This window comes from Paraburkholderia sp. BR14320 (assembly GCF_040948665.1).
In the GTDB taxonomy this organism is placed as follows: Bacteria; Pseudomonadota; Gammaproteobacteria; order Burkholderiales; family Burkholderiaceae; genus Paraburkholderia; species Paraburkholderia youngii.
The window spans coordinates 124,085-142,835 of record NZ_JBFPKG010000002.1 but is presented as its reverse complement, the minus strand read 5'-3'; the positions used below and the strand labels follow the sequence as shown (position 1 = coordinate 142,835).

Annotated in this window: 17 protein-coding genes and 2 pseudogenes; 1 reads left to right on the top strand and 18 read right to left on the bottom strand. The window is 63.8% G+C overall.

The window, feature by feature from the left end; genetic code table 11:
- Positions 1–145: 145 nt before the first annotated feature.
- The 3 genes and pseudogenes from AB3X89_RS03305 to AB3X89_RS03295 all read right to left on the bottom strand — a co-directional run.
- A pseudogene (locus tag AB3X89_RS03305) lies at positions 146–454 on the bottom strand (integrase); the annotation flags it as partial.
- A gap of 340 nt (positions 455–794) precedes the next feature.
- Entirely contained in the window at positions 795–920 is a 126-nt protein-coding gene (locus AB3X89_RS03300; protein ID WP_368581815.1) for a hypothetical protein, read from the bottom strand.
- 384 nt (positions 921–1,304) lie between these two features.
- On the bottom strand, positions 1,305–1,583 hold the full coding sequence (locus AB3X89_RS03295) for an HU family DNA-binding protein (protein WP_368581814.1): 279 nt from the start codon (positions 1,581–1,583) through the stop codon (positions 1,305–1,307).
- Positions 1,584–2,489: 906 nt separating this feature from the next.
- On the opposite strand from AB3X89_RS03295, the gene AB3X89_RS03290 reads away from it, so the two are divergent.
- Positions 2,490–2,918 carry a hypothetical protein gene (locus AB3X89_RS03290; RefSeq protein ID WP_368581813.1) on the top strand — a complete coding sequence of 143 codons (429 nt, stop codon included), beginning with the start codon at positions 2,490–2,492 and terminating at the stop codon, positions 2,916–2,918.
- Between the two features lie 190 nt (positions 2,919–3,108).
- Here AB3X89_RS03290 and AB3X89_RS03285 read toward each other — a convergent pair.
- The 15 genes and pseudogenes from AB3X89_RS03285 to AB3X89_RS03215 all read right to left on the bottom strand — a co-directional run.
- Positions 3,109–3,263, bottom strand: a pseudogene (locus tag AB3X89_RS03285) (DNA adenine methylase); the annotation flags it as partial.
- A gap of 30 nt (positions 3,264–3,293) precedes the next feature.
- Entirely contained in the window at positions 3,294–4,307 is a 1,014-nt protein-coding gene (locus tag AB3X89_RS03280; protein WP_368581812.1) for a relaxase/mobilization nuclease domain-containing protein, read from the bottom strand.
- Between the two features lies 1 nt (position 4,308).
- Entirely contained in the window at positions 4,309–4,839 is a 531-nt protein-coding gene (locus AB3X89_RS03275; RefSeq protein ID WP_368581811.1) for a plasmid stabilization protein, read from the bottom strand.
- A 14-nt stretch (positions 4,840–4,853) separates the two neighbouring features.
- On the bottom strand, positions 4,854–6,344 hold the full coding sequence (locus AB3X89_RS03270) for an LPD7 domain-containing protein (protein WP_368581810.1): 1,491 nt from the start codon (positions 6,342–6,344) through the stop codon (positions 4,854–4,856).
- 57 nt (positions 6,345–6,401) lie between these two features.
- Positions 6,402–8,255, bottom strand: a complete 1,854-nt coding sequence (locus tag AB3X89_RS03265; protein ID WP_368581809.1) for a PriCT-2 domain-containing protein — start codon at positions 8,253–8,255, stop codon at positions 6,402–6,404.
- Positions 8,252–9,970, bottom strand: a complete 1,719-nt coding sequence (locus AB3X89_RS03260) for a type IV secretory system conjugative DNA transfer family protein (RefSeq protein ID WP_368581808.1) — start codon at positions 9,968–9,970, stop codon at positions 8,252–8,254. Before AB3X89_RS03260 ends, AB3X89_RS03265 begins: the two co-directional genes overlap by 4 nt.
- Positions 9,967–10,341, bottom strand: coding sequence for a hypothetical protein (locus AB3X89_RS03255; RefSeq protein WP_368581807.1), 375 nt, complete (start codon positions 10,339–10,341; stop codon positions 9,967–9,969). Before AB3X89_RS03255 ends, AB3X89_RS03260 begins: the two co-directional genes overlap by 4 nt.
- 8 nt (positions 10,342–10,349) lie before the next feature.
- Positions 10,350–11,468, bottom strand: a complete 1,119-nt coding sequence (gene virB11 / locus AB3X89_RS03250; RefSeq protein ID WP_368581806.1) for a P-type DNA transfer ATPase VirB11 — start codon at positions 11,466–11,468, stop codon at positions 10,350–10,352.
- Positions 11,465–12,670, bottom strand: coding sequence for a type IV secretion system protein VirB10 (virB10, locus tag AB3X89_RS03245; protein ID WP_368581805.1), 1,206 nt, complete (start codon positions 12,668–12,670; stop codon positions 11,465–11,467). The genes virB11 and virB10 overlap by 4 nt, the downstream gene beginning before the upstream one ends.
- Positions 12,663–13,487, bottom strand: a complete 825-nt coding sequence (gene virB9, locus AB3X89_RS03240; RefSeq protein WP_368581804.1) for a P-type conjugative transfer protein VirB9 — start codon at positions 13,485–13,487, stop codon at positions 12,663–12,665. The genes virB10 and virB9 overlap by 8 nt, the downstream gene beginning before the upstream one ends.
- Positions 13,484–14,194: a virB8 family protein gene (locus AB3X89_RS03235; protein ID WP_368581803.1), complete on the bottom strand. Its 711-nt coding sequence runs from the start codon at positions 14,192–14,194 to the stop codon at positions 13,484–13,486. The genes virB9 and AB3X89_RS03235 overlap by 4 nt, the downstream gene beginning before the upstream one ends.
- Positions 14,191–14,394 carry a hypothetical protein gene (locus AB3X89_RS03230; RefSeq protein WP_368581802.1) on the bottom strand — a complete coding sequence of 68 codons (204 nt, stop codon included), beginning with the start codon at positions 14,392–14,394 and terminating at the stop codon, positions 14,191–14,193. The genes AB3X89_RS03235 and AB3X89_RS03230 overlap by 4 nt, the downstream gene beginning before the upstream one ends.
- Before the next feature lie 10 nt (positions 14,395–14,404).
- Positions 14,405–15,079 carry a type IV secretion system protein gene (locus tag AB3X89_RS03225; protein WP_368581801.1) on the bottom strand — a complete coding sequence of 225 codons (675 nt, stop codon included), beginning with the start codon at positions 15,077–15,079 and terminating at the stop codon, positions 14,405–14,407.
- 37 nt (positions 15,080–15,116) lie between these two features.
- A complete protein-coding gene (locus tag AB3X89_RS03220; protein ID WP_368581800.1) occupies positions 15,117–16,277 on the bottom strand; it encodes a type IV secretion system protein in 1,161 nt (386 codons plus the stop codon).
- Positions 16,274–18,751 carry a VirB4 family type IV secretion/conjugal transfer ATPase gene (locus AB3X89_RS03215; RefSeq protein ID WP_368581799.1) on the bottom strand — a complete coding sequence of 826 codons (2,478 nt, stop codon included), beginning with the start codon at positions 18,749–18,751 and terminating at the stop codon, positions 16,274–16,276. Before AB3X89_RS03215 ends, AB3X89_RS03220 begins: the two co-directional genes overlap by 4 nt.

Sequence of the window (18,751 nt, the reverse complement as noted above, 5' to 3'; positions counted from 1 at the left end):
TTTGCCTCCCCGTCTCAATACTTTGATGAAACGCGGCTTTCCATTTCGTGACAAACGGCCCGTTTTTCTTGTGTGGGGCAAGCGAAGCGGACTACCGTTTCAGCGAGGTCGTTATACACGATGTCGATACAAAAACGATGTCAGCTTACGCTGCAAACGTCCGCGGGGTTGCCGACCTGATTGAGGCGGCATGCGGATTGTCACCGGCGCAGTACGCGCCCCAGTCTTCCATCATCAGGCGCCGCCGTTCAAGCTGGTCGCGACGCCGATAGGCCGCCACCGTCTGCAGAGTGATGATGTGCGCCAGAGCTTCTTCCGCTAGCGAATCTGGGTATTCCTTGCATTCGGCGATCCAGTCGCGGAACGTCAACCGGAATCCATGGACCATGATCCCATGCCGCGACATGCGTCTCAGGAGAATCAACATCGCCATGTTCGACAAGGGAAGCCCCTCTACAGCTGGGGACCAGATAGGCCTCGCATCTGGTTTCTGTTCGTCAGGTCGTGGCTTTGCTACACGCTTCCTTCAGACCCCGCCTCACGACGACGCCCTTGCGTTTCGCCAGTCCTTCACCACCATCAGGTTGGACAGGGAACTCGCACCCCCGCGCTGTTGCGCATGCTCGGCGCACCAAAAAGAGGCCCACCGAAGTGGGCCGACCCATCTCTAAGGAGAGAGGCCGCGCCGGAGAAGCGGACCTCTCTCTGAGCCATCTCGGCGTCGACCAAGGCTGGCTCAGAGACAGTAGAAGCAAACAAACTCCCGTCCCTTCCCTCTTGCTGCCGAAAGCCGATTAGTACAGCACGGGGTAACCGTAGCCGTAGCTGCTGTACTTGTTCACCGTCTTGTTGATGTTCGTCAGATCAACGTTCACGGGAGCATTGACGTTGGTCGGCGCTTTGATGATCGGGCTGCGCATGTTATCGCGAAAAACTTGTTGGGCGATCGAGGTAGGGGCGCTCGCGACTCCTTATGCGAGCGGCGTGCCAATCGATGCTAGAGCAGTGATTCCATACCGATAAGTCCATGAATCGAATGGGATAATTGGAGCTTCCAAGGAATATATATTGGCTAGCAAGTTCGATCTGGCTACGCGCCTAGTTCGGCCCGGACAAACGGAGCCGTCCTACCTGTTGGCTTTTGGCGAACAGCGGCGGTCGATGTTTGAGGCAAACGAAAATCTATGGTCAGCCTGACCTTTGCAGGCGAGTCGGTGTTGACGTAAAGCCGTCAAGCAGCGCCTGAGACGACGGCGAACCTTCCGGCATCGCCGTCTCCCGCAAGTGGAACTCACGACGCGTTGTCAGGCGCCGTTCACTGCATCCTTGAACGCCTTGCCCGCCGTGAACTTGACCGTCTTCGCCGCGGCAATCTGGATTTCCGCGCCGGTCGCCGGGTTGCGCCCGACCCGCGCGGCACGCGCGCCCGTCGAAAACGAGCCGAAGCCGACCAGCTGCACGGTGTCGCCCCGCGTGACCGCGGCGGTGATGGTGCCGATCAGCGCATCGAGGGTTTCGCCGGCCAGCGCCTTGGTGGTGCCGGTCTTCGCGGCGACCGCATCGACAAGTTCCTGCTTGTTCATGGTTACTCCGCAGAGGTAGTGAAGATGCCGCCACCCTACCCGATCTGCCGGTGTTCGCGCAATCGGCGCGCATGGACGAGGTGGCGGAGTTTTCCTTCGGCACGCACCTGCCCGACTTCCGGACACACGGCGAAAGCGTCCGGCGTTCCGCGCCTCGGGCTCGCAACGCTGCGGCGCCAAGGTCTATCGATCCGTCAATGTCGATCCCTGGAACTGGGCCGAGCTGGCGAACGGGTCGCGCCTCCGTCGCCCGTACCCCGCCGGATGACTGTTAGTGCACGCCTCGACACCGGAAAATCGATGAAGTCAAAAACTGACGGACATAGTGTCCGGAAATGAAGGCCCGGATAGCTCCATTTATGTGGAATTGAGCGATTTTTTTAAGCGGAACCCATATTGATGAGCTTCGGGCTTGTTCTGCGCCAAGATGCTCTGAGTTCCTAGTATCGCCCGGATAGCTCAATCGACAGCCAAGCTTCGAACCCAACTGTCCTTTCGCCACGGCACTTGCTGGCACCTCCGAGTCCAGCCGACGCACGTCACCGTTCCCCCTGAACAACAATCGCGGTTTATCGGTGCGCTCTTTCAATGACCGTCTATGTTCAAGGAAGCGCTACTGTCCCTCGATTCGCGGTTTAATCAAAAGCCTAGATGTGGGAGGACTGTGCCAGCCGTATCCATTTGCGTGCTCCGTCGGAGAAGGCGAATGTGCAACTCCGGTTTAACGCCGGTCGGGCTTACTGCTACTGCCCTCCCATGTAGCATCTGGATAGGAACTGTTGCATTCGTGGCATGGCCATCTATTCTTGGAAAGATCGGGGTCTAAATCTCGCCCTTTGCCACCAGTCCTTTTCCACTGAACGGCGCAAGCAATACGATCGAATTAAATATCCAGGAGAATATTCCATGGAGATTCTAAAACTTGTGATTATCCTTGGCTTCATTTTTGGAATGGCCAAGGGTATCCAGTTCTTCAGCCGCCATTGTCGGCACCGATTTGGCTACCGCTTTTTCACCGCACGCGGATTCTGGCTTGCGGCCATTGGCATCAATCTGCTCTGGTGGGGATGCGTCGCGTGGGGCACAGCCTTCCTCCATCATGAACCGACGTCGGGCGGCGTCGTCCTCATGGCACTGGGCCTGGCAGCAGTCGCCTGGTTGATCTACGAAAACATCCGGGACACGAACCTACCGTATGGCGCGGGTGGATCGGTCCTCCAGCTCGCGCTGTTTTTCCCGGTGGCGCTCTACGGTGTTCCCCTTCTCGTGATCGCCCTGCTGTTTTTGCTCTTCGCGACATTCAAAGGAACGCCGGCGTGGCTCATCGATCGATGAACGATCCCGGTCGAGCGAGACTGCATGCCCGACCTTCCTTGCGACCAGCAGCCTCTACACTGTCTGCTCACCTTGTCAATACAGCCCCGTTGGCTCATCCGCTCTGCTCCAACTGTAGAAGATCAGTTCCCCACGCGGTCCAACGGCCTCCGCACCGCCGACCATGTACTGAATTTCCACACGCTCAAAAATCATCGTTGACGTCGTTCAATACCTCGCCCCCTGCCAGCGGCCGCACGAAGAATAGCGCCGCGGCGGCGGCAAAGACCTCGACATAGCAGGTATGCGGGGAAACCGGGGAATCAGGATATCGGCCAGACGACGTATGCCGCCGATCGACGACATGATATGTGCAGCCGTTACGCCTTCCCGACATCAACGCTCCACGTCCGGCCCGGCGACATCCGGACGATCTGTGGTGTCCGACACCTGACGATCCGATTGCTCGCGTCGGGTATCCAGCCCGCGCCCCAGCATCGGCCGGTCTCCCTGCACTGGCATGCCGCCAACGAAATAAGCCATTTCAACGGCCATCGCACGATCCTCACGCGCACGCGACCTCGCCATCGCGTAGGCTATTTCTCGCCAGCCGGCAAATACACCGCCATGGGCGATCCGGCGCGCGTCGCGTTGCGCATCAGTCGGCCACGGCTTCCAGTATCGCGGCGTTTCACCGCGCGCGATCAGATGAACGACGGCAGGCTTCGGATACCGCTGCGTCACGCCGCGCGCGCGCCGCGGCGTCGCATTCGCCTCAACACCATGCACACGCAACGCTTCCGCAAAACGCTCGCGCCAGCGCTGGAGATCCTTGTGGCGGGGATTCAGGCGGCGACCGTCCGGGCCGCGCACCTGCACGCTCATATGGACATGCGGATGCGCCTCGTCGTCGTGTGCCGCGAAAACGTACGCACGGCCATCTCCGAACTCAAGCGCCGCGAAGTCCCGCGCCGCATCGCGCACCGCCTGCCGGTCCGTTCCGGGCGGCATCGACAAAAGGATGTTGAAAACCTCGCGCCGCGTGCTGGTCTCCGGAATACTCCATCCGCCAAGCTCCCAGGTCTTCGTGAGATCGCGCAGGGCATCCTTCCCCGCAATACGCTCGCCGCTCTGATCTTCCAGCTCGATCCTGCCATTACGCGAGATATAGCGCAGATGCCGACGCACGGCACCCATGCCCTGCGCACTTGCCGCCTTGTTGGTGATCTTGACCATGACCTCCGGGGTGCGCCTGAGCGTGCGGGCAATCTGCGCGCGCATGCGGGCGGCCCCGTCCCGAATGTCCACACGCGAGAGCCGCGACGCACGTGCGTGCCGCAACGGCTCCTGAAACAACCGATCGCCCCAGTTCACGAGCATCGCATCGATGTAGATTTTTGGGTAAGGCATGTCAGCGACTCCATCGATCAAGGTTCGCGCGCATGACGGCCGCCGTTGCACGCAGGTGGTCCTCGATGTGTTTTCGCATCTCCGACCAATCGGTCATCAAATTCCGATGCGAGAATTCCGTCCCGCTCGCACGCGCCAGTTGGCCCAATAAGCGGCTGATCCCGGCAAGCTGCTGGCTGGATACCGCCAGTGCTCGCATCTCGTGCTCGCCCAACTGCGGCTCCTTCGTCAATTGCGTACGGATGAGTGACACGATCCATCGATTCCCACTGAGGCCCAACGCAGCCGCGAGATGTTCGATCGCGCCCAGTTCCGCCGCGGTCAGCCGGATTTCGATGCGACTGCGCGGCTCCCCAACGACCGGCCCGCGCAGGCCCGGCAGGATCGCGCCGGACTCCTCACCTGCATCCTCACGGACAGCAATCGCGATCAATTGCCGCACGCCTTCGGCCGCTGTCAAACCGCGGCGTGTGCACCAGTCGTCCCAGCGCCACCTGACGGCTCCGAGTTCGACACACAAACGCTCGCGCATAACCACGACTCACCTCAGCGTGACGGCGACGGGGATGACGGTTCAACGGGTGTCCGGTCGATCTCGTGGACAGGCGTGCGTTCCGGAGTAGAACGCTTACGACGATCCCGGCCCGATGGTGCGGCCGGATCAAATACCTTCGGTATCGGAACCGGAATGCCTTCGTGCTGGAACGCTACGAGCATGCGCTCCGCACGCTGCTGCACGCGGGCAACAGAACGTTCGCTGAAGCCCTGCTCACGCATGGCAGCCATCAGCACGGCAAGATGCAAGGCCCGTTCGCTTTCCTGGTATCCCGCGGCACGACGGCGAGACTGTTCCTCCACAGCAACACGCCCTGCATCCGGACCGTCGGATCGTGACGGCGAAACGGAGGCTGCCCGGTCCTGCTGCGCGGCCTCCACGTGCCACGTATTTCGATAAACGTCTTTCTCCTCTTCGCGGATCACTCTGCCTTCCTCATCCAGGATGGGTGCCCGCACGGTGAGGAAGCGCTTGCCGAGGTTTTCGAGGGTCACCTGCTGCCCGATCTGGGCATTCGCTTCGCGTATCGCACGCTCGAGATCGACGCCCCACACGACCTGATCGATGCCGGCCTCATCGCGAAACACGACGTAGTACGAGTCACTGCGTGCGGGATTGTGCTGGTAGGGGGCACCTCCATGCTCACGCAGTTCGCCGAAGTACCATCGAGGGACGTCGGCCTCGTCGTTGGCGGCGCTCCGTTTTGGGTCAGGGATGGGCGGCTTCGATGCGAACGCACGGACTGGCGCAGACGACGAGGCTCCGTCGACGGTCGCGCCTGCGTCGATCCCAGGCACAGACGAAGCCCCGACCGGGACGCGACCCTGCACGCCTGCAGCAACCGTCGCGCCAACCTCCGTCGCGACCTCTACGCGATCGTCCATCCTAGCCTGCCGGGCATCCGCCAGACGCGCCAGGTCCGCGGCTTTCGGCTCGTAGCCGCTCACCTCAATACCGAGCAGCGTGCCCTGCAACCACGCCTCGCTGCGAAATGCCTCGTGTCCCGACACGCGAACGCGCCGCCACGATTTCGCCTGCGTCATGTCGATCATCGACTCGACCACGTCGGGCCGGTTGTGTTCGGTAACGAGGTATGGCCCCAGATCCTCGAACGCAAGCTGATACGGCGCATCCTTCAGGAAATACTGGTTTCCCGCGCGCAGGTAGCGCTTGCGCACGCGTTCGGGCGGCTGGTCAAGCGGCGCACGAATTCGATCTACCCCGGCCATCGACTCTCCCGATGATCGGCTATCGGTCTGCTGCGGCGTGGCGGCATCGTCACGGATCGCCTGATCGCGCAACCGTGCCCGGGCAGCATCGAACTCGCGCCGGCGTCGCGCGGATACGGCGTCCATCGCGGCCGAGTCCAGCCTGTCCCGACGTTGGTCCGGGACAGCCGGCGCGCCGCTGTCGCCCGGCACGTCCGGTTCGATTATGTTGATAACCGGATCGGCCTCGTGATCGGAAGTTGTCTGAGCCATGTCACCACCTCGCATCATCAGGATCGGCGTTGCACGTGAGCACTACGCTGCCGTGCCTCACCGGTCGGGCGTCGAATCAGCCTCACGCGACGCGTTCTGTTCCCGAGATTTCTCCAGCGCGGCTGTCCTCGCCTCCCGGATACGGGCCCACGATCTCGCCTGCAACTGGTCGAGCATCCCCTCCAGATTCGGGCTGTAATTCAATTCGCGGGCGGACTTCTTCAGCGAGCCGACGGCACGTTCCAGCAGTTCACGCGCACGGTCCCACGGATAGACCCGGGCCTCGCCGCCGTCATAACCGACCTGCAACTCCGAACCGTTCAGCCGCGCGTTTTCGTCCATCCACTTCAAACGGTCTGACACGAACGTCATCTGATCCTTGCGGTGAAACACGACGCTGCGCGTCGCGACTTCCTGGATTAGGTAGTGTTCCGTGTTGAACACCTCGCCGCGGTACGGGCCGCCGTTCTCGCGCGGCGTCCCCATCCTGAGCGGCGATCCGAAGCGGTGTTCGGCCAATGCCCTGACTTCGTTAGGCACGTCACCCACGCCAAACAGCGGCTCACCGACGGGCGGCCGCGTCGACGCAAACCGCGGCGGATCCGCAAGCGGAGAAGCAACAGCCAGCGGCGACGGAGGCGCATCCACCGAGGGCTGTGCCGCGTCGGATACCCCGTCAGTTGCAGGTAGTTCAGGCGCCGCCTGTTTCGGCGCACTACGCTTCGAGGATTGGCGACGCGGCTTCCCTTCCTCGTCGGCCAGCAGATTTTCCTTGGCGTTGCTCATCGTTCCATCCTCCTCACGCTGATCCACCTTCACCACGGTTGTGCCGGATGCAGTGGTGACACCCGGCTGCCCCTCCGCCTTCACGACAGAAGGGACCACGGCGCGCAGATGTGCGCCAACGGCCTCAAAGCCCGACAACACCGCCATGTCGCTGAAATCGGTCGGTACCTTGCCGTCGATGCGGGCGTCGGCGGCAAACACGGGCCAGGCCACATCGGCCTGGCCAGCTTCCGCAGCCTGCCGCGCCTGGGCTTCACCGCTGCCCAGTTCGCCGAGTACGATCAGGTCCGCATCGGGATACCGCTCACGAAGGTGCGTCGCCACCAGCGAGAGATTCCCGCTCGACAGCGCCGCCACTGCGGACCAGCCTGTCGCACGCGAAGCGGATAACGCAGTCGCCATGCCTTCAGCGACCAGGATCCGCGACGATTCACTGGGCGAAACCAGCGTCGGCTCCGTCATCCAGTAGCCGCCCCTCTTCACGCCGCCAGCCAGTGACGATTTCCGTCCGTGCTCATCGATCAGTTCCAGCGTCGAGATCGGTCCGTTCCAGACCGGCACGATCAACACACGCCCCGTCAGCGGTTCTTCCTCGCTGGCCGGCATATAACCGAGCAATGCATGCAGTTCCAGTGCATCCAGCTCGCGCAATGTGCCCATCGGCTCAAGATGCTTGCGCACGAGATATGGATGCTCCGGTCCGACCGGCCTCGCCCACTGCCAGATCGACACGGCCTCTCGCGCCACAGTCGCATGGCGCGCCTGCCGTTGTGCCTCCTCGCGCGCGCGTTGCGCCAGCACCTCGGGAGACTGTGCGAGCACTGCAGTCAAGCGATCCGGATAAGCCGTTCGCTTCAGGTCGAAGCCATGCTGGCGCGCCTGCCAGAACAAGGTGGCCAATGTCTTGCCACCCGACGCGCTGACCGAGCGCCACGTGGTTCGGGCCGCGCGCTCGTTATAGTTGGCGGCCGTGCGGCTCCACGCGTCCCAGATTTCAAAACCCTCGTCGCCGAATCCGTGCTTGAGCGCGAACGCCATATCGACCCAGGTCTCGTAGTCGTCAGCGGGTATCACGGCAAGCGCGGCACGCGCACGGTCCGTCTCATCCACGTAAGGGGTCGTCATTGCAGCGCTCCCATGGCTCGCGAGCCGTTTGCGGCTGCGCGCCGCGCCGGCTCAACAAAATCGAGTTCCGCCACATCGAGGTCGTCGACGCTGAGGTGACGTCTCGCCTGTACCACCTGGCGGGCCGGGACACCCAGCAGCATGAAATGCCGTTCCACGTAGGCCACGGCCTCCTCCTCGCTGATGTCGGCGAGATTCGGCGGCAGGTCACGCGGATCCCACGCCTGCAGCACTTCCAGGTACTCGGGCGGCAGATGGATCAGCCCCTCGCTGTCCGGATCGATCTCGTCGGGATGCAGATCGCGTAGCCGGCGCTCGACCACCGCGCTGAAATGGGCCAGATTCATGGCGGGCACGGAGGGCGCGGCCACGACGCGCGACGCAAACCCGGGGTCGCGCCAGTAGCAGATCTTGTCGGCTAGGATCGGTTTGGTGTTCTCGAACACGATGATTTCCTTCTCGCGGCCGAGCTCCTTCAACTCCTGCGGCAACAGCAGCGGCCGGCGCTGTTCGGATACGCTCTCGCTCGAACCGCCCCGGCAACCGAAGAACGCATTGGGGCGACTCACGCTGCGGGACTGATCGGTCAACGTACCGAGCATTTCCGAGTATTCGTTCGCATCCTTCTGCTCACGCGGCGCGTAGAGGATCTGCATCGCGTGGTTCGTGATAAAGGTGCGCGCATCGGCTCGTCCGTAGACCGACTCAAGTTGCGCGATCGACTGGACGATCGACAGCAGACGCAGGTTGTAGCCCGCCATATAGGCGACCGCGCGCGCGATGATGTGGATCTTTCCGATCGACGTCATCTCGTCGAGCAGCACGAGGCATTGGAACTTCAGCGTGGGATCGGCTTCGGGCAACTGCTTCGTGTTCAGGTTGACGAACTGAGAGAACACGAGATTGACGAGCAGCGCCGCCTCCGACAAATGGTCGGGTGTAATGCCGATATAGACCGACATCCGGCGGCGGCGCACATCCCGTAGATCGAAATCGTTCGCGCTGGTCGCCGCGTCGACGATCGGATTGGCCCAGATCGTGAGCGGCGCGTTGAAGGTTGCCAGCACACTCGCGAGCACCTTGTCGTCGTTCGACAGGAAGCGGTTCAGCGCATCGACGCACTGCCCCGATAGCAGATCACGATGCTGGACCAGCGCGCGCTGGAGATACGTCTTGACCGGCATGCCATTGCCCGACGACTGTCGCAGTACCTCGCCCATCGTGACCGGGTAGTCGGGAATCGACGTCCCCCGACCGGCCCGGCGCACGTCACGCCATTCGCACAGCAGGAGCACGATGCCGAGGAACAGGTTTCGCGCCTGGTCCTTCCAGAAATCATCATGGCCACCCGGCGGATAGAGGGCATAGCCGATCGCAAGGATATCGCCCACCCGGAACAGGCCGTCCGAGATCGCCGACAGCGGGTTGTACCGATGCGTGCGGCCATCTTCGGCGAACGGATTGAACAGGTACACATCCTGTCCATGCGCTCGTCGGAAACCGGCCGTGGCCGCATAGTTTTCCTGCTTGATGTCGAGCACCACCACCGAATCGGGGAAACTGAGCAGATTGGGGATCACGATGCCGACGCCCTTGCCCGAGCGGGCGGGCGCGGCCAGCAGCACGAACTGCTGCCCCGTGAAGCGCAGGTAACGCCCGCGCCATATGCCGACGACAATCGCGGGCGTGGTATCGAGGTGCGTGTGCATCGTCATAGCAGCCCCGCCCGACGGATGTCCGATTCGCTCGCGAAACGGGCGCTGCCGTAGAGACGACGCCGGTTCGTGCTTGCCCATAGCGCACGCAGACCGAACACTGGGCCACCGAAGGACAGGAGCACGCCAAACAGCGCCGCCCCCGCGAGCTTGCGGCCGACGTTCGGCATCATTCCGTGCCGCCAGGCCAGCACCGCATCGAGCCAGCCCCACAGCCCCGCATGCAGCGGATTGATCCGCAGGCTGGCGTACAGGAAAAACGACGCGAGCCAGAACGATGCGGCTACGCCACCCATCAGTCCAGCCAGCACGGCCAATGTCATGGCAGCTGTCCTGGTGTGCTGAAGCAAAGAGGAAGACGGGTGGTTCATGGCTCCCCCTAGACGAACGCGGTGCGCGCCTTGCGCACCGGATCGAACCAGACTTCCGTCATGCCCCATCGCCTGCCGGTCTGCTCGCCCGCTGCATTGAAGAGCGGGCGCGCATCCAGATGCGCGACGACATCGATGGTCAGAAACAGCAGGCGCTTGAGCGTGGCATCGTCCCAGGCAGCGGCTTCCGGGTGTTCCTTTGCCATCAGCGCAAAACGTTCGATCGCGACCGTCGCATTGGGCGCGTGGTAGCTCGTGATCGAACCCGCGTGGCCCGTTGTCAGGAGCTTCAGGAAGTCATAGGCTTCGGCACCGCGCAACTCGGCGAGCAGCACGCGATCCGGGCGCATGCGCATCGTGCTCGCGATCAGATCGGCGGGCGTCACGCGCGCCTGGCCGTGGCCGCCCTTGCTGTACAGCAGGTGGACGCAGTTCTCGATGTGCCGGATGAACAGTTCGCGGACATCCTCGATCGTCACGATCCGCTCGGTCGCCGGAATCGAGCGGCACAGGGTCTTCATGAAACTGGTCTTGCCGGATCCCGTGTTGCCGACGACCGCGATGTTGAGCCGGCCCGTGACCGCTCCGTCGAAGAAGGCGTCCCAGTCGTGCTCTTCCAGGCACCGGACCAGCTTGCGGTCTTCAGCGCGCAATGCGGGCAAGGCTGAATCAAGCCCATCCGGACGGTGCCAGACCGTGTCGTCGAACAGCCCCTCGTCACGGTACGCCTCGAGCGTCTTCTCGCGCGCGGACGGGCGGCGGATCGTCACCGACACCGTGCGCGGCGAGACGACGGGGGGCACCACGATCTGGATGCGCGCGTCCCCCGGCAGCAGCGCCGACAGTATCGGATGCTGGACCGAGATTTCCTGACTGGTCAGCGTGGCCACCGCCACGGCGAACGACATCAACCGGTCGAAATCGAGTTCCTGGCAATCGTGGCCATGCCAGCCGAGCGCATTCTCGGTCAGCACACGTTGCGGCCGGTTGATCACCAGTTCCGTCACGTCGGAGTCGTCGAGCAACCGCGCAAACGGACGCATCAGCTCGCGCACCGACGCGTCATCGGGCAGCCGGACCAGCACCGGGTCTTGGAATGCATCCGGCAGGGGCGCAAGGGGCATCATCGCGTGCCCTCTGGCTGCAGCGCATACACCGCCCCGAAGTCCAGATCGCGCGCGACGACGATCGTAAACTCCGCGCCCTGGTTCTGCGTCAGCGTCGGCGGGATATTGATCGTGCTGTCGAGCACGCGCGTAGCCATGTCGTTGCCCTGCTGCTGCGTGTTCTCATACACCACCGATCCGCTGCTATTGCCACCGCGTGTCGACAGATAACCAATCGCATCCTGAGTGAGGCCGAGCAGCATCGCTGCGCCGATGCGCTGGCGCCAGTGGTTGTCCACGTACCCGTCGATGCCCATGCGGCCGAGCGCGTCGGCCGCGGGCGAGTCAATCTCGACCGTGACGCCGTCGGGCGTCTCTATACGGGCCGACAGCACGAACACCCGCTTCTGGCCCGGCGACAGGTTCGAGCGATACTGGCTGTTGATCTGCGAACCCCGCTCGATCAGCACGACACGACCATCGTCCGAATACACGTTCTTCGTCACCGTGCACGTCGAGATGCCGGCCTCGGTCGAATCGAACGCCGTATCGCCCGCGCAGTCGATCTTGGCGCCCTGCGCGAGCACCAGACTGCGGTTGCCCAGCGTCCCGGCCTGAACGCGCGGCGTGACGGTCGGTGTCAGTGCTTGGGCGAGTGCGCCACCCGCCTGCCCCCGCCCCTGGGCTAACGCTCCGGCGCTGCCGCTCGCCGCAGCTATAACCGGGGAAGATTCGCCCGCAGACGCTTGTCCACCGCCCGTTGCGAGCAGCGGCGCATCGAAGTAGCTGCGGGCTGCCACGGCGTGTGTGGTGCGAGCAGGCGCGGCAGCCACGGCTGCCCCCGGCGCCGGCGTGGAAGGCCCCGCAACGGCGCTTGCAGGAACCGGGGCCGAGGCCACACGATCGGCCGACGATGCAGGCAGATCCTTGAACACGCGTCCCTGGGAAGACGTATCGGTTAGCGTGTCGCGCCGTGCCTTCGCTTCGGCATCGTGGCGCGCGAGAAAACCGTGTATCGTCCAGACGGCACCAGCGCCGACCATCAGTACGATCACGACCGGCGTCAGCCACCAGGCGCGCGGGCGGGCACCACGGTATTGACCCAGCGCGGGCATGCCGCGATCCGAAGCAGCACCCGATACCTCGTCGTTCTGACCACTTCGAGGCATCGAGCCAGGAGCATCCTCGGGCTCGATCACATTGCGCGAAGGTTCGTCATTCATCGTCGTGACTCCGCAGCACACGCTTCACCCCATTGACCGTCGTGCCGTCACGTGGCGGCACGCCGTCCATGTCGTAGGCGTCGTTCCAGATGCCCACGACCTCATTGCCGAGCCGCAGCACGAATCGTTTCGCGACCTCGTGCACGACGATCGTGTCGCCTTCGACGTGCCTGTCGACCACGCTTTCCGTGTCGTCGTCAGCCACCCGGAAAATCGCCGGCATGCGTCGGTTGTTCGGGATACGCAGATAGGTAAAGCGCCCGTCGTCCCATGCCGCGGTCGGTGCGATGTCGTCGGAGTCCGGCATGACCTGCATCGAGTACCGCGCGTTACGCACGGTGGGCAGTTGCGCCAGGCGCTTCGCGACCCGCGCCGCATCCGAATCCCCTTGCGCCTGCTTCGCCAGCTCATCCGGATAGACGAAGGTCACGCGGTACATCTCACGGTCGTTGCCGAACCTGGCCTTGAGCGGGAGCACCACCAGATCGAAGCTGTAGCTGTGCCGGTCGGTACGGATCTCGAGATTCGAGTCGTGCGCGGCGAGCTGCGGCTTCAGGTACACGTCGTGATCGCCCCTGTTCGCGACCACCTGCCAGCCGTCCCGGTCTCCGGGCGCGACGACCAGGATGTGCTCGTGCGGATCGAGAGCGATGTGCGTGGAAAAACCGCGCTGCGCCTCGATGCGCACAACGTCGTCCGCGCGATAGATCACCTGGCGAACGCGCGAGTCGTCGTTCCATCCAGGCAAGTCGAACGCGTAGGCCGTACTTGAGAGCAACACAGCAGCGAGTACCACGACTAAAGCAGGCGTTCTCATGGCGTGCCTCCGACATTCGAGGCGGGGGCCGCAGCCGGCGGCGTATATTCGGGGTCGCGACTGTAGGCCGTGACCTTGAAACCGAACGGATTGGCAATCGCCACGCTTTCGCGCGTGAATACAGGCGGCCGGTAGCTGTAGGCCAGCGTGATCACGAAACGCTGCGTGGGTTCGGCATGGGCCTCGCCGTTTTTGAACGATGTGCGCTCGACATGTACGACTGCATGACCGGGTTCGTCGGGCGGCAGCGTGATCGAGAGGAGCCGGATGCGCCGCTCGATGCCCGGCCCCAACTGCCGGTCCAGCGCATCGGGGCCGCTATAGATGCCGCGGTAATCGCGAGCGACCACGTCGTCGCTCATCGCAAGGACGCTGTCGTAGTCCATCTGCAGCAGCCCCCAGTCGTAGCGCTCGCGTGCGCGCACATAGGTTTCGACCCAGTGCTTGTCCTGGATCTCCTTCGTATGCACGTGGCGAGCATCGAGCACGTCGATCACCTGGGATTCGCCCGTCAGGCGATCGACCTCGATGGGCAGCGGCACCACGCGATAGAACGGCACCATCACCGCCAGCGCAGTGGCGCTGAGCACGGCGACGCCGATCGCCGCGTAGGCGACATGCCACGCGCGCCGTTCGGAACGCTCCTGCATGTGGGTCAGCGACGCCTCGATGTCGAGCACGCGCCCGTAATCGTGCGATGCACTCATGACCGGTCTCCGGCATCCGAGCACGCGTGCTGATCCGGAGCCACCGGTACCGGGGCTGGTGCGTCAGGCACCGGCGGCACGCGGTTGACCGGCACACGATGCAGCCCGTCCGGCAACACGGGTTTCGTCGGCCCGCTGCTGCAGGCAGCCAGGCTCCAGGCGACGCAGCAAGCCAGTGCCAAAGAGGTCAGCAGGGACATGGTGATCTCCTCAGTTTCCGAACGACGCCGGCACCATCTGGTCCTGCAGCCGGTTGGTCTTGGCTGCCCGGCTCAGCACCAGTTCACTCTGCTGCTCGGCCGTGAGCTTGTCCTCGGTTTCTGCCAGCATCCGGAAGAGCTGCAGCTTCGTCATCTCGTTGCCGACCGCCGTGGACTCGGTCTGGATACGCGCCTCCAACTCCGCGATGCCTTTTTGGTCCTGCGTCACGTCGATCTGCCGCGCGAGGCCCTGGATCTGGTCCAGCTCCTGCATCTCGGTCTGGTAGGCTTGCAGGCCGAAAGCCTTGTCCTGATAGGGCTTGTTGAGCGCGCGTTGGCACACCTGCTGATCGATCCCGGTCTGGTCCTCGCAGTTGTAGATCTGGCTGGCCGAGCGCAGCGCTTGCGCGCTGCCTGTCAGGCCCGCATAGCCGCCGTTCTGGATCGCCGTATAGACGCTCTGCCAGTTCGACGGCAACGAGTTCGCCACGACCGGATTGCTCAGGAGTGCGCCGAAGCCGCGCGTGCCGACCGTCGACTGGTAGATCTGGATCTCCTGCTGCACTTCCTGCTTCAGTTGCCCCACCGAGGCAATGGCCTGGATGACGTTCTGCGCGTCATAGACCGGGATACCTTGCCCGTAAGCACCCACGCACCCTGTCGCCCACACGCATGCGGCGCTCATCCATCTGCATCGTCCGTTCATGATCGTCTCCTCCGCTTCAACGTCCCTGCTGACCGAGGTTCGCGCGCGCGACTCTCTGATAGGCCGGGGTCGCACCGCCGCCTCCTGGCCCACCACCTGAGCCCGTCCGATCGCGAATTTCGCCGCCTGGGCGCGGCCCTCGCCCGTTACCGCTGATCGCCCGGCCGATCGCAACCGCCAGACTCCGCGAGGCCAAGCCCGCCACGAATGCGCCAAAGCCCGATAGCGTTGCGCCGCCCGACAAGCCCGCCGCCACGGACGGCAACTGCCAGCCGACCATCGCGAGGAACACGCCGGTCGCGAAGAGGCCAATCGCGGCGGCGGCCGCCGCGCTGTCGTCCAGGGAGGCGGAAATGGCTTGCACGAGGACCGATGCATCGGCGCCGGGTGCGCTACCCGTCGCATGAAGCGACGTGAGATCAGCCGAGAACGCGGTGAGCGCCATACCGAGGAAGGCGGCCACGAGGACCTGTAGCAACGCGTAATTGGCGACCTTCGCGGTCCACGCCTCGAAAAACCGCGCGGTCGGCGCGAACGCCGCGCAGGCGATAAAAATGGGCCCAAGCCCGAGCACGAGATCGAGCAGCATCCTCGCCATCACGACCTCGAAAGCCAGAACGATCAGGAAGATCGAGCCCCCGAGCGCGGCCACCAGGCCACACAGAAAATCGCCTATCGCGGCGGCGAGGCCACTCGGGCTGATTCCTTCGTGCGTCGCCTTGTCGAAGTAGGCGTCCATCACGAGATCGATCTGCTGGTCGTAGCAGTCGAGCGTCTGGTAGATGCCGGTCGCTGCACCCTGCCCCGTCACGCTGCTGCCGTTGGCCGAGCCGCAGCCGGGATTGCCACCGCCCGTCGTGTTCGCCGCGTTCTGGATCGTCTGGGCGAGTCCGGACGTCGCACCGTCGACAGCGGTGACGACCTGCTGCTGGTAGATGCCGGCGCTCAGTGCGAACGCGAGCGTGATCGCCACCTTTAGCCCGCGCCACGCGAACGCCGGCACGGCTTCGTGCGCTTCGCCGCGCACCACCGCGAGACCGTAGGCCAACACCCAGATCGTGCCAGCCGTCGTGACAACTGGCACGAGCGCGCCGGACAGCGCCGACGACACGTTCGTCACGTAGATCGACATGCCGTTCTCGAGCGTGCCGCACACAGCGGTAAAGAGGCCGCTCATCGCACACCTCCCGGCCCCGGCAACAAAGATAGGCGCGCACTGGCCTGTTCTAACTGTGCGGCGCGGCGCTTCGCAAGCTGTTCATGGAAGACGGGCAACCAGTCCTGTGGCGCGTCGCCGACCCGGGCGCGGATAGTGTCGAGCAGTTCAACGTTGTCGGTCGTGCCCGACAGCACATCGAGCACATCCCCAAGGCCCGTGAGATCGAGCCGGCCGATGGCCGAGCGATGGCCCTGCTTGACGAGGAACAGGCGGCTGTTCTCGCCGAGGTTGCGCACGATGTTGAATTCGGCTTCGGTCAGCTTGAAACCGCGCACGTAATCGTCGTAATCGGCGCGCGGGTTCGGTAGGAAGAAGAACGTCGCGCTCTGCTCGATCAACGCACTCGCAATGTCACTGCGCAGCACGTCGGCCGGCGACTGGGTATCGAAAATCCCAAGCCCGTTCTGCTTGCGGATCGTCTTCTGCTTGTTCTTCGCGAAGTCCGTGAAAACCGGATCGTCCAGGCGCTTCCAGAATTCGGTCATCACGTAGATGAAGCGGCGCCCGTCGATCAAATTCTCCGTTCGGTGCAACAGGTACATCGTGATGGGCGTGGACACCTCGCCATCGTCCAGCAGTTCGGTGTCGTCGAAGCCGAACAGCGTCGCGTGGGCGAGATCGATGCGATCGGTCGGGTTGTCGAGCACCCAGCCCAGGCGCCCGCCCGCGCACCATTTCGCGAGCCGCGCATGCAGGCTGTTTTCGCCCACGTTCGACAGGAGCTGCCGGACCATCGACAGACGACGCAGGGGCTTGTCCATGCGCGCGACTTCGCGCACCGCGCGGGAGATGTCGAGCTCGTCGCGCGCGGACAGCGGCTCGCCGATGTCGACGAGCTTGCGCACGAGGCGCTCCCAGAAGTCGATCACCGGTTCGCCGGGCGCCATCTGGAACGGGTTCAGCCCGGTCGGTTCACCGCGGCGAAACACCGTATAGGTGCCGCCCATCGCGCGGATTGCGATCTCCGTGCCGCGATCCTTGTCGAACAACACCGCCGTGATGCCGTACTTCGTCGCCATCGCGAGCAGGAACAGTTCGAGCACGGTCTTGCCCGCGCCGGCCCGGCCGATGATCTGGGTGTTGGCGAGTGCCTTCTCGTCGAGCGAGTCCTGCTTGTCGGATGTCGCGTGGAAGTTCAGATAGAGCGGCTGCCCGCTGGGCGTCTTGACGATCGTGATCGCCTCGCCCCACGGATTGCCGTCGCGCTTTCCCGTCGCGAAGTTGTGCAGGCTCGACAGGCCGCAAAAATTGCGCGAGGTGAGCTTCGCCTCGCGCGGCCGGTAACGCCAGTTCGCCGGTAGCTGGGCAAACCAGGCCGCATCGGCGACGAGGTCAATCAGTGCCGTCTGAAAACCGGCATCGGCGAGTTGCGTGCGGGCCTTCGCGACGCTTCGAGATACCTCATCCAGCGTTTCGCCGAGCACGGCAAGCGAATAGTGGTATTCGCCGAGAACGAAATCGCCGTTGATCAGATCGTCGAGCGCCTGATCGATCGCCGTGACCTGGGACACGGCGACGTCCTCTCCCGCGATGAGCTGGTTGCGTTGCCGCTCCAGCGCCTCCTTCGCACTGGGCCGGTCGAGGATCGTAAAAGACTGCGTCTCGATGTACTCGAAGTCGCCATACAGCAGACCGTTGAGCATGCCCGGCTCGGTGTCTTCCGGGTAATCCTTCATGTCGAGCATCGCGGCGAAGCGCGTCTCGACCGGCATGCGAATCTCGACCTTTTCGGCCCCGACGAAGAGGCGCGACGTCGGCAGCGCCTCGCGGATCGGGCCGGACGGTACGGGCTCCCGCTCCCAGACGCCGTTCACCAGATAGCCGAGCAGTTCCAGCGCCGACGAATAGCGGCGCGGGCGCGGCATAAAGGGACTTTGCCTCGTATAGACACCAAGCGCGACCGGATCGTAGGGCTTGAGGCTCGACTCGACCAGGGCGGCCAGTTCGGCCATGACCTTCAGCGCGTCCAACTGGTCGCGCCGGATATCGTCGCGCGTACGACGCGCGGCGCGACTGAATACGCGTCCGAGCCGGGTGCGGTTCGGCCGGTAGACCACCGTCAGGTACAGCTCGTTGGCCATCATCCGGTAGCCTGCGAAACTCGCGTAGTAGCGCGTGGCCAGCTCCTCGCAGAAGCGGTTGCGGTATTCCGTCGGGAAGCGATCCGCCACGCGCCGGCGCAGGCGATGCGACCACACCGCCACATGCCCGGCCGCGAGCCCACGCACGAACTGGTTGAGGCCGTCGTGCCGCGCGAGGATATCGGCGGGATCGGCTGCCTCGAACGCGATGCCTGCGATCTTCCAGACCTGCAGGTAGTCACCTTCGCGCGTCTTGATGATGTGGTCGCTCACATGCGTCGAGTACGGGATATAACCGGCGAGCGGCACTTCCCGGTTCGCGACGGACACGGGTTGCGGTTCGGTCGGCAT

Excerpts from the sequence above, each read along its gene's own strand:
- AB3X89_RS03255 (WP_368581807.1), bottom strand. The coding sequence starts at position 10,341 with ATGAACCACCCGTCTTCCTCTTTGCTTCAGCACACCAGGACAGCTGCC.
- AB3X89_RS03300 (WP_368581815.1), bottom strand. The coding sequence starts at position 920 with ATGCGCAGCCCGATCATCAAAGCGCCGACCAACGTCAATGCTCCCGTG.
- virB10 (WP_368581805.1), bottom strand. The coding sequence starts at position 12,670 with ATGAATGACGAACCTTCGCGCAATGTGATCGAGCCCGAGGATGCTCCT.
- AB3X89_RS03230 (WP_368581802.1), bottom strand. The coding sequence starts at position 14,394 with ATGTCCCTGCTGACCTCTTTGGCACTGGCTTGCTGCGTCGCCTGGAGC.
- virB11 (WP_368581806.1), bottom strand. The coding sequence starts at position 11,468 with ATGATGCCCCTTGCGCCCCTGCCGGATGCATTCCAAGACCCGGTGCTG.
- AB3X89_RS03220 (WP_368581800.1), bottom strand. The coding sequence starts at position 16,277 with ATGAGCGGCCTCTTTACCGCTGTGTGCGGCACGCTCGAGAACGGCATG.
- AB3X89_RS03280 (WP_368581812.1), bottom strand. The coding sequence starts at position 4,307 with ATGCCTTACCCAAAAATCTACATCGATGCGATGCTCGTGAACTGGGGC.
- AB3X89_RS03225 (WP_368581801.1), bottom strand. The coding sequence starts at position 15,079 with ATGAGCGCCGCATGCGTGTGGGCGACAGGGTGCGTGGGTGCTTACGGG.
- AB3X89_RS03270 (WP_368581810.1), bottom strand. The coding sequence starts at position 6,344 with ATGGCTCAGACAACTTCCGATCACGAGGCCGATCCGGTTATCAACATA.
- AB3X89_RS03295 (WP_368581814.1), bottom strand. The coding sequence starts at position 1,583 with ATGAACAAGCAGGAACTTGTCGATGCGGTCGCCGCGAAGACCGGCACC.
- AB3X89_RS03265 (WP_368581809.1), bottom strand. The coding sequence starts at position 8,255 with ATGACGACCCCTTACGTGGATGAGACGGACCGTGCGCGTGCCGCGCTT.
- AB3X89_RS03260 (WP_368581808.1), bottom strand. The coding sequence starts at position 9,970 with ATGACGATGCACACGCACCTCGATACCACGCCCGCGATTGTCGTCGGC.
- virB9 (WP_368581804.1), bottom strand. The coding sequence starts at position 13,487 with ATGAGAACGCCTGCTTTAGTCGTGGTACTCGCTGCTGTGTTGCTCTCA.
- AB3X89_RS03235 (WP_368581803.1), bottom strand. The coding sequence starts at position 14,194 with ATGAGTGCATCGCACGATTACGGGCGCGTGCTCGACATCGAGGCGTCG.
- AB3X89_RS03215 (WP_368581799.1), bottom strand. The coding sequence starts at position 18,751 with ATGCCGACCGAACCGCAACCCGTGTCCGTCGCGAACCGGGAAGTGCCG.
- AB3X89_RS03275 (WP_368581811.1), bottom strand. The coding sequence starts at position 4,839 with ATGCGCGAGCGTTTGTGTGTCGAACTCGGAGCCGTCAGGTGGCGCTGG.
- AB3X89_RS03290 (WP_368581813.1), top strand. The coding sequence starts at position 2,490 with ATGGAGATTCTAAAACTTGTGATTATCCTTGGCTTCATTTTTGGAATG.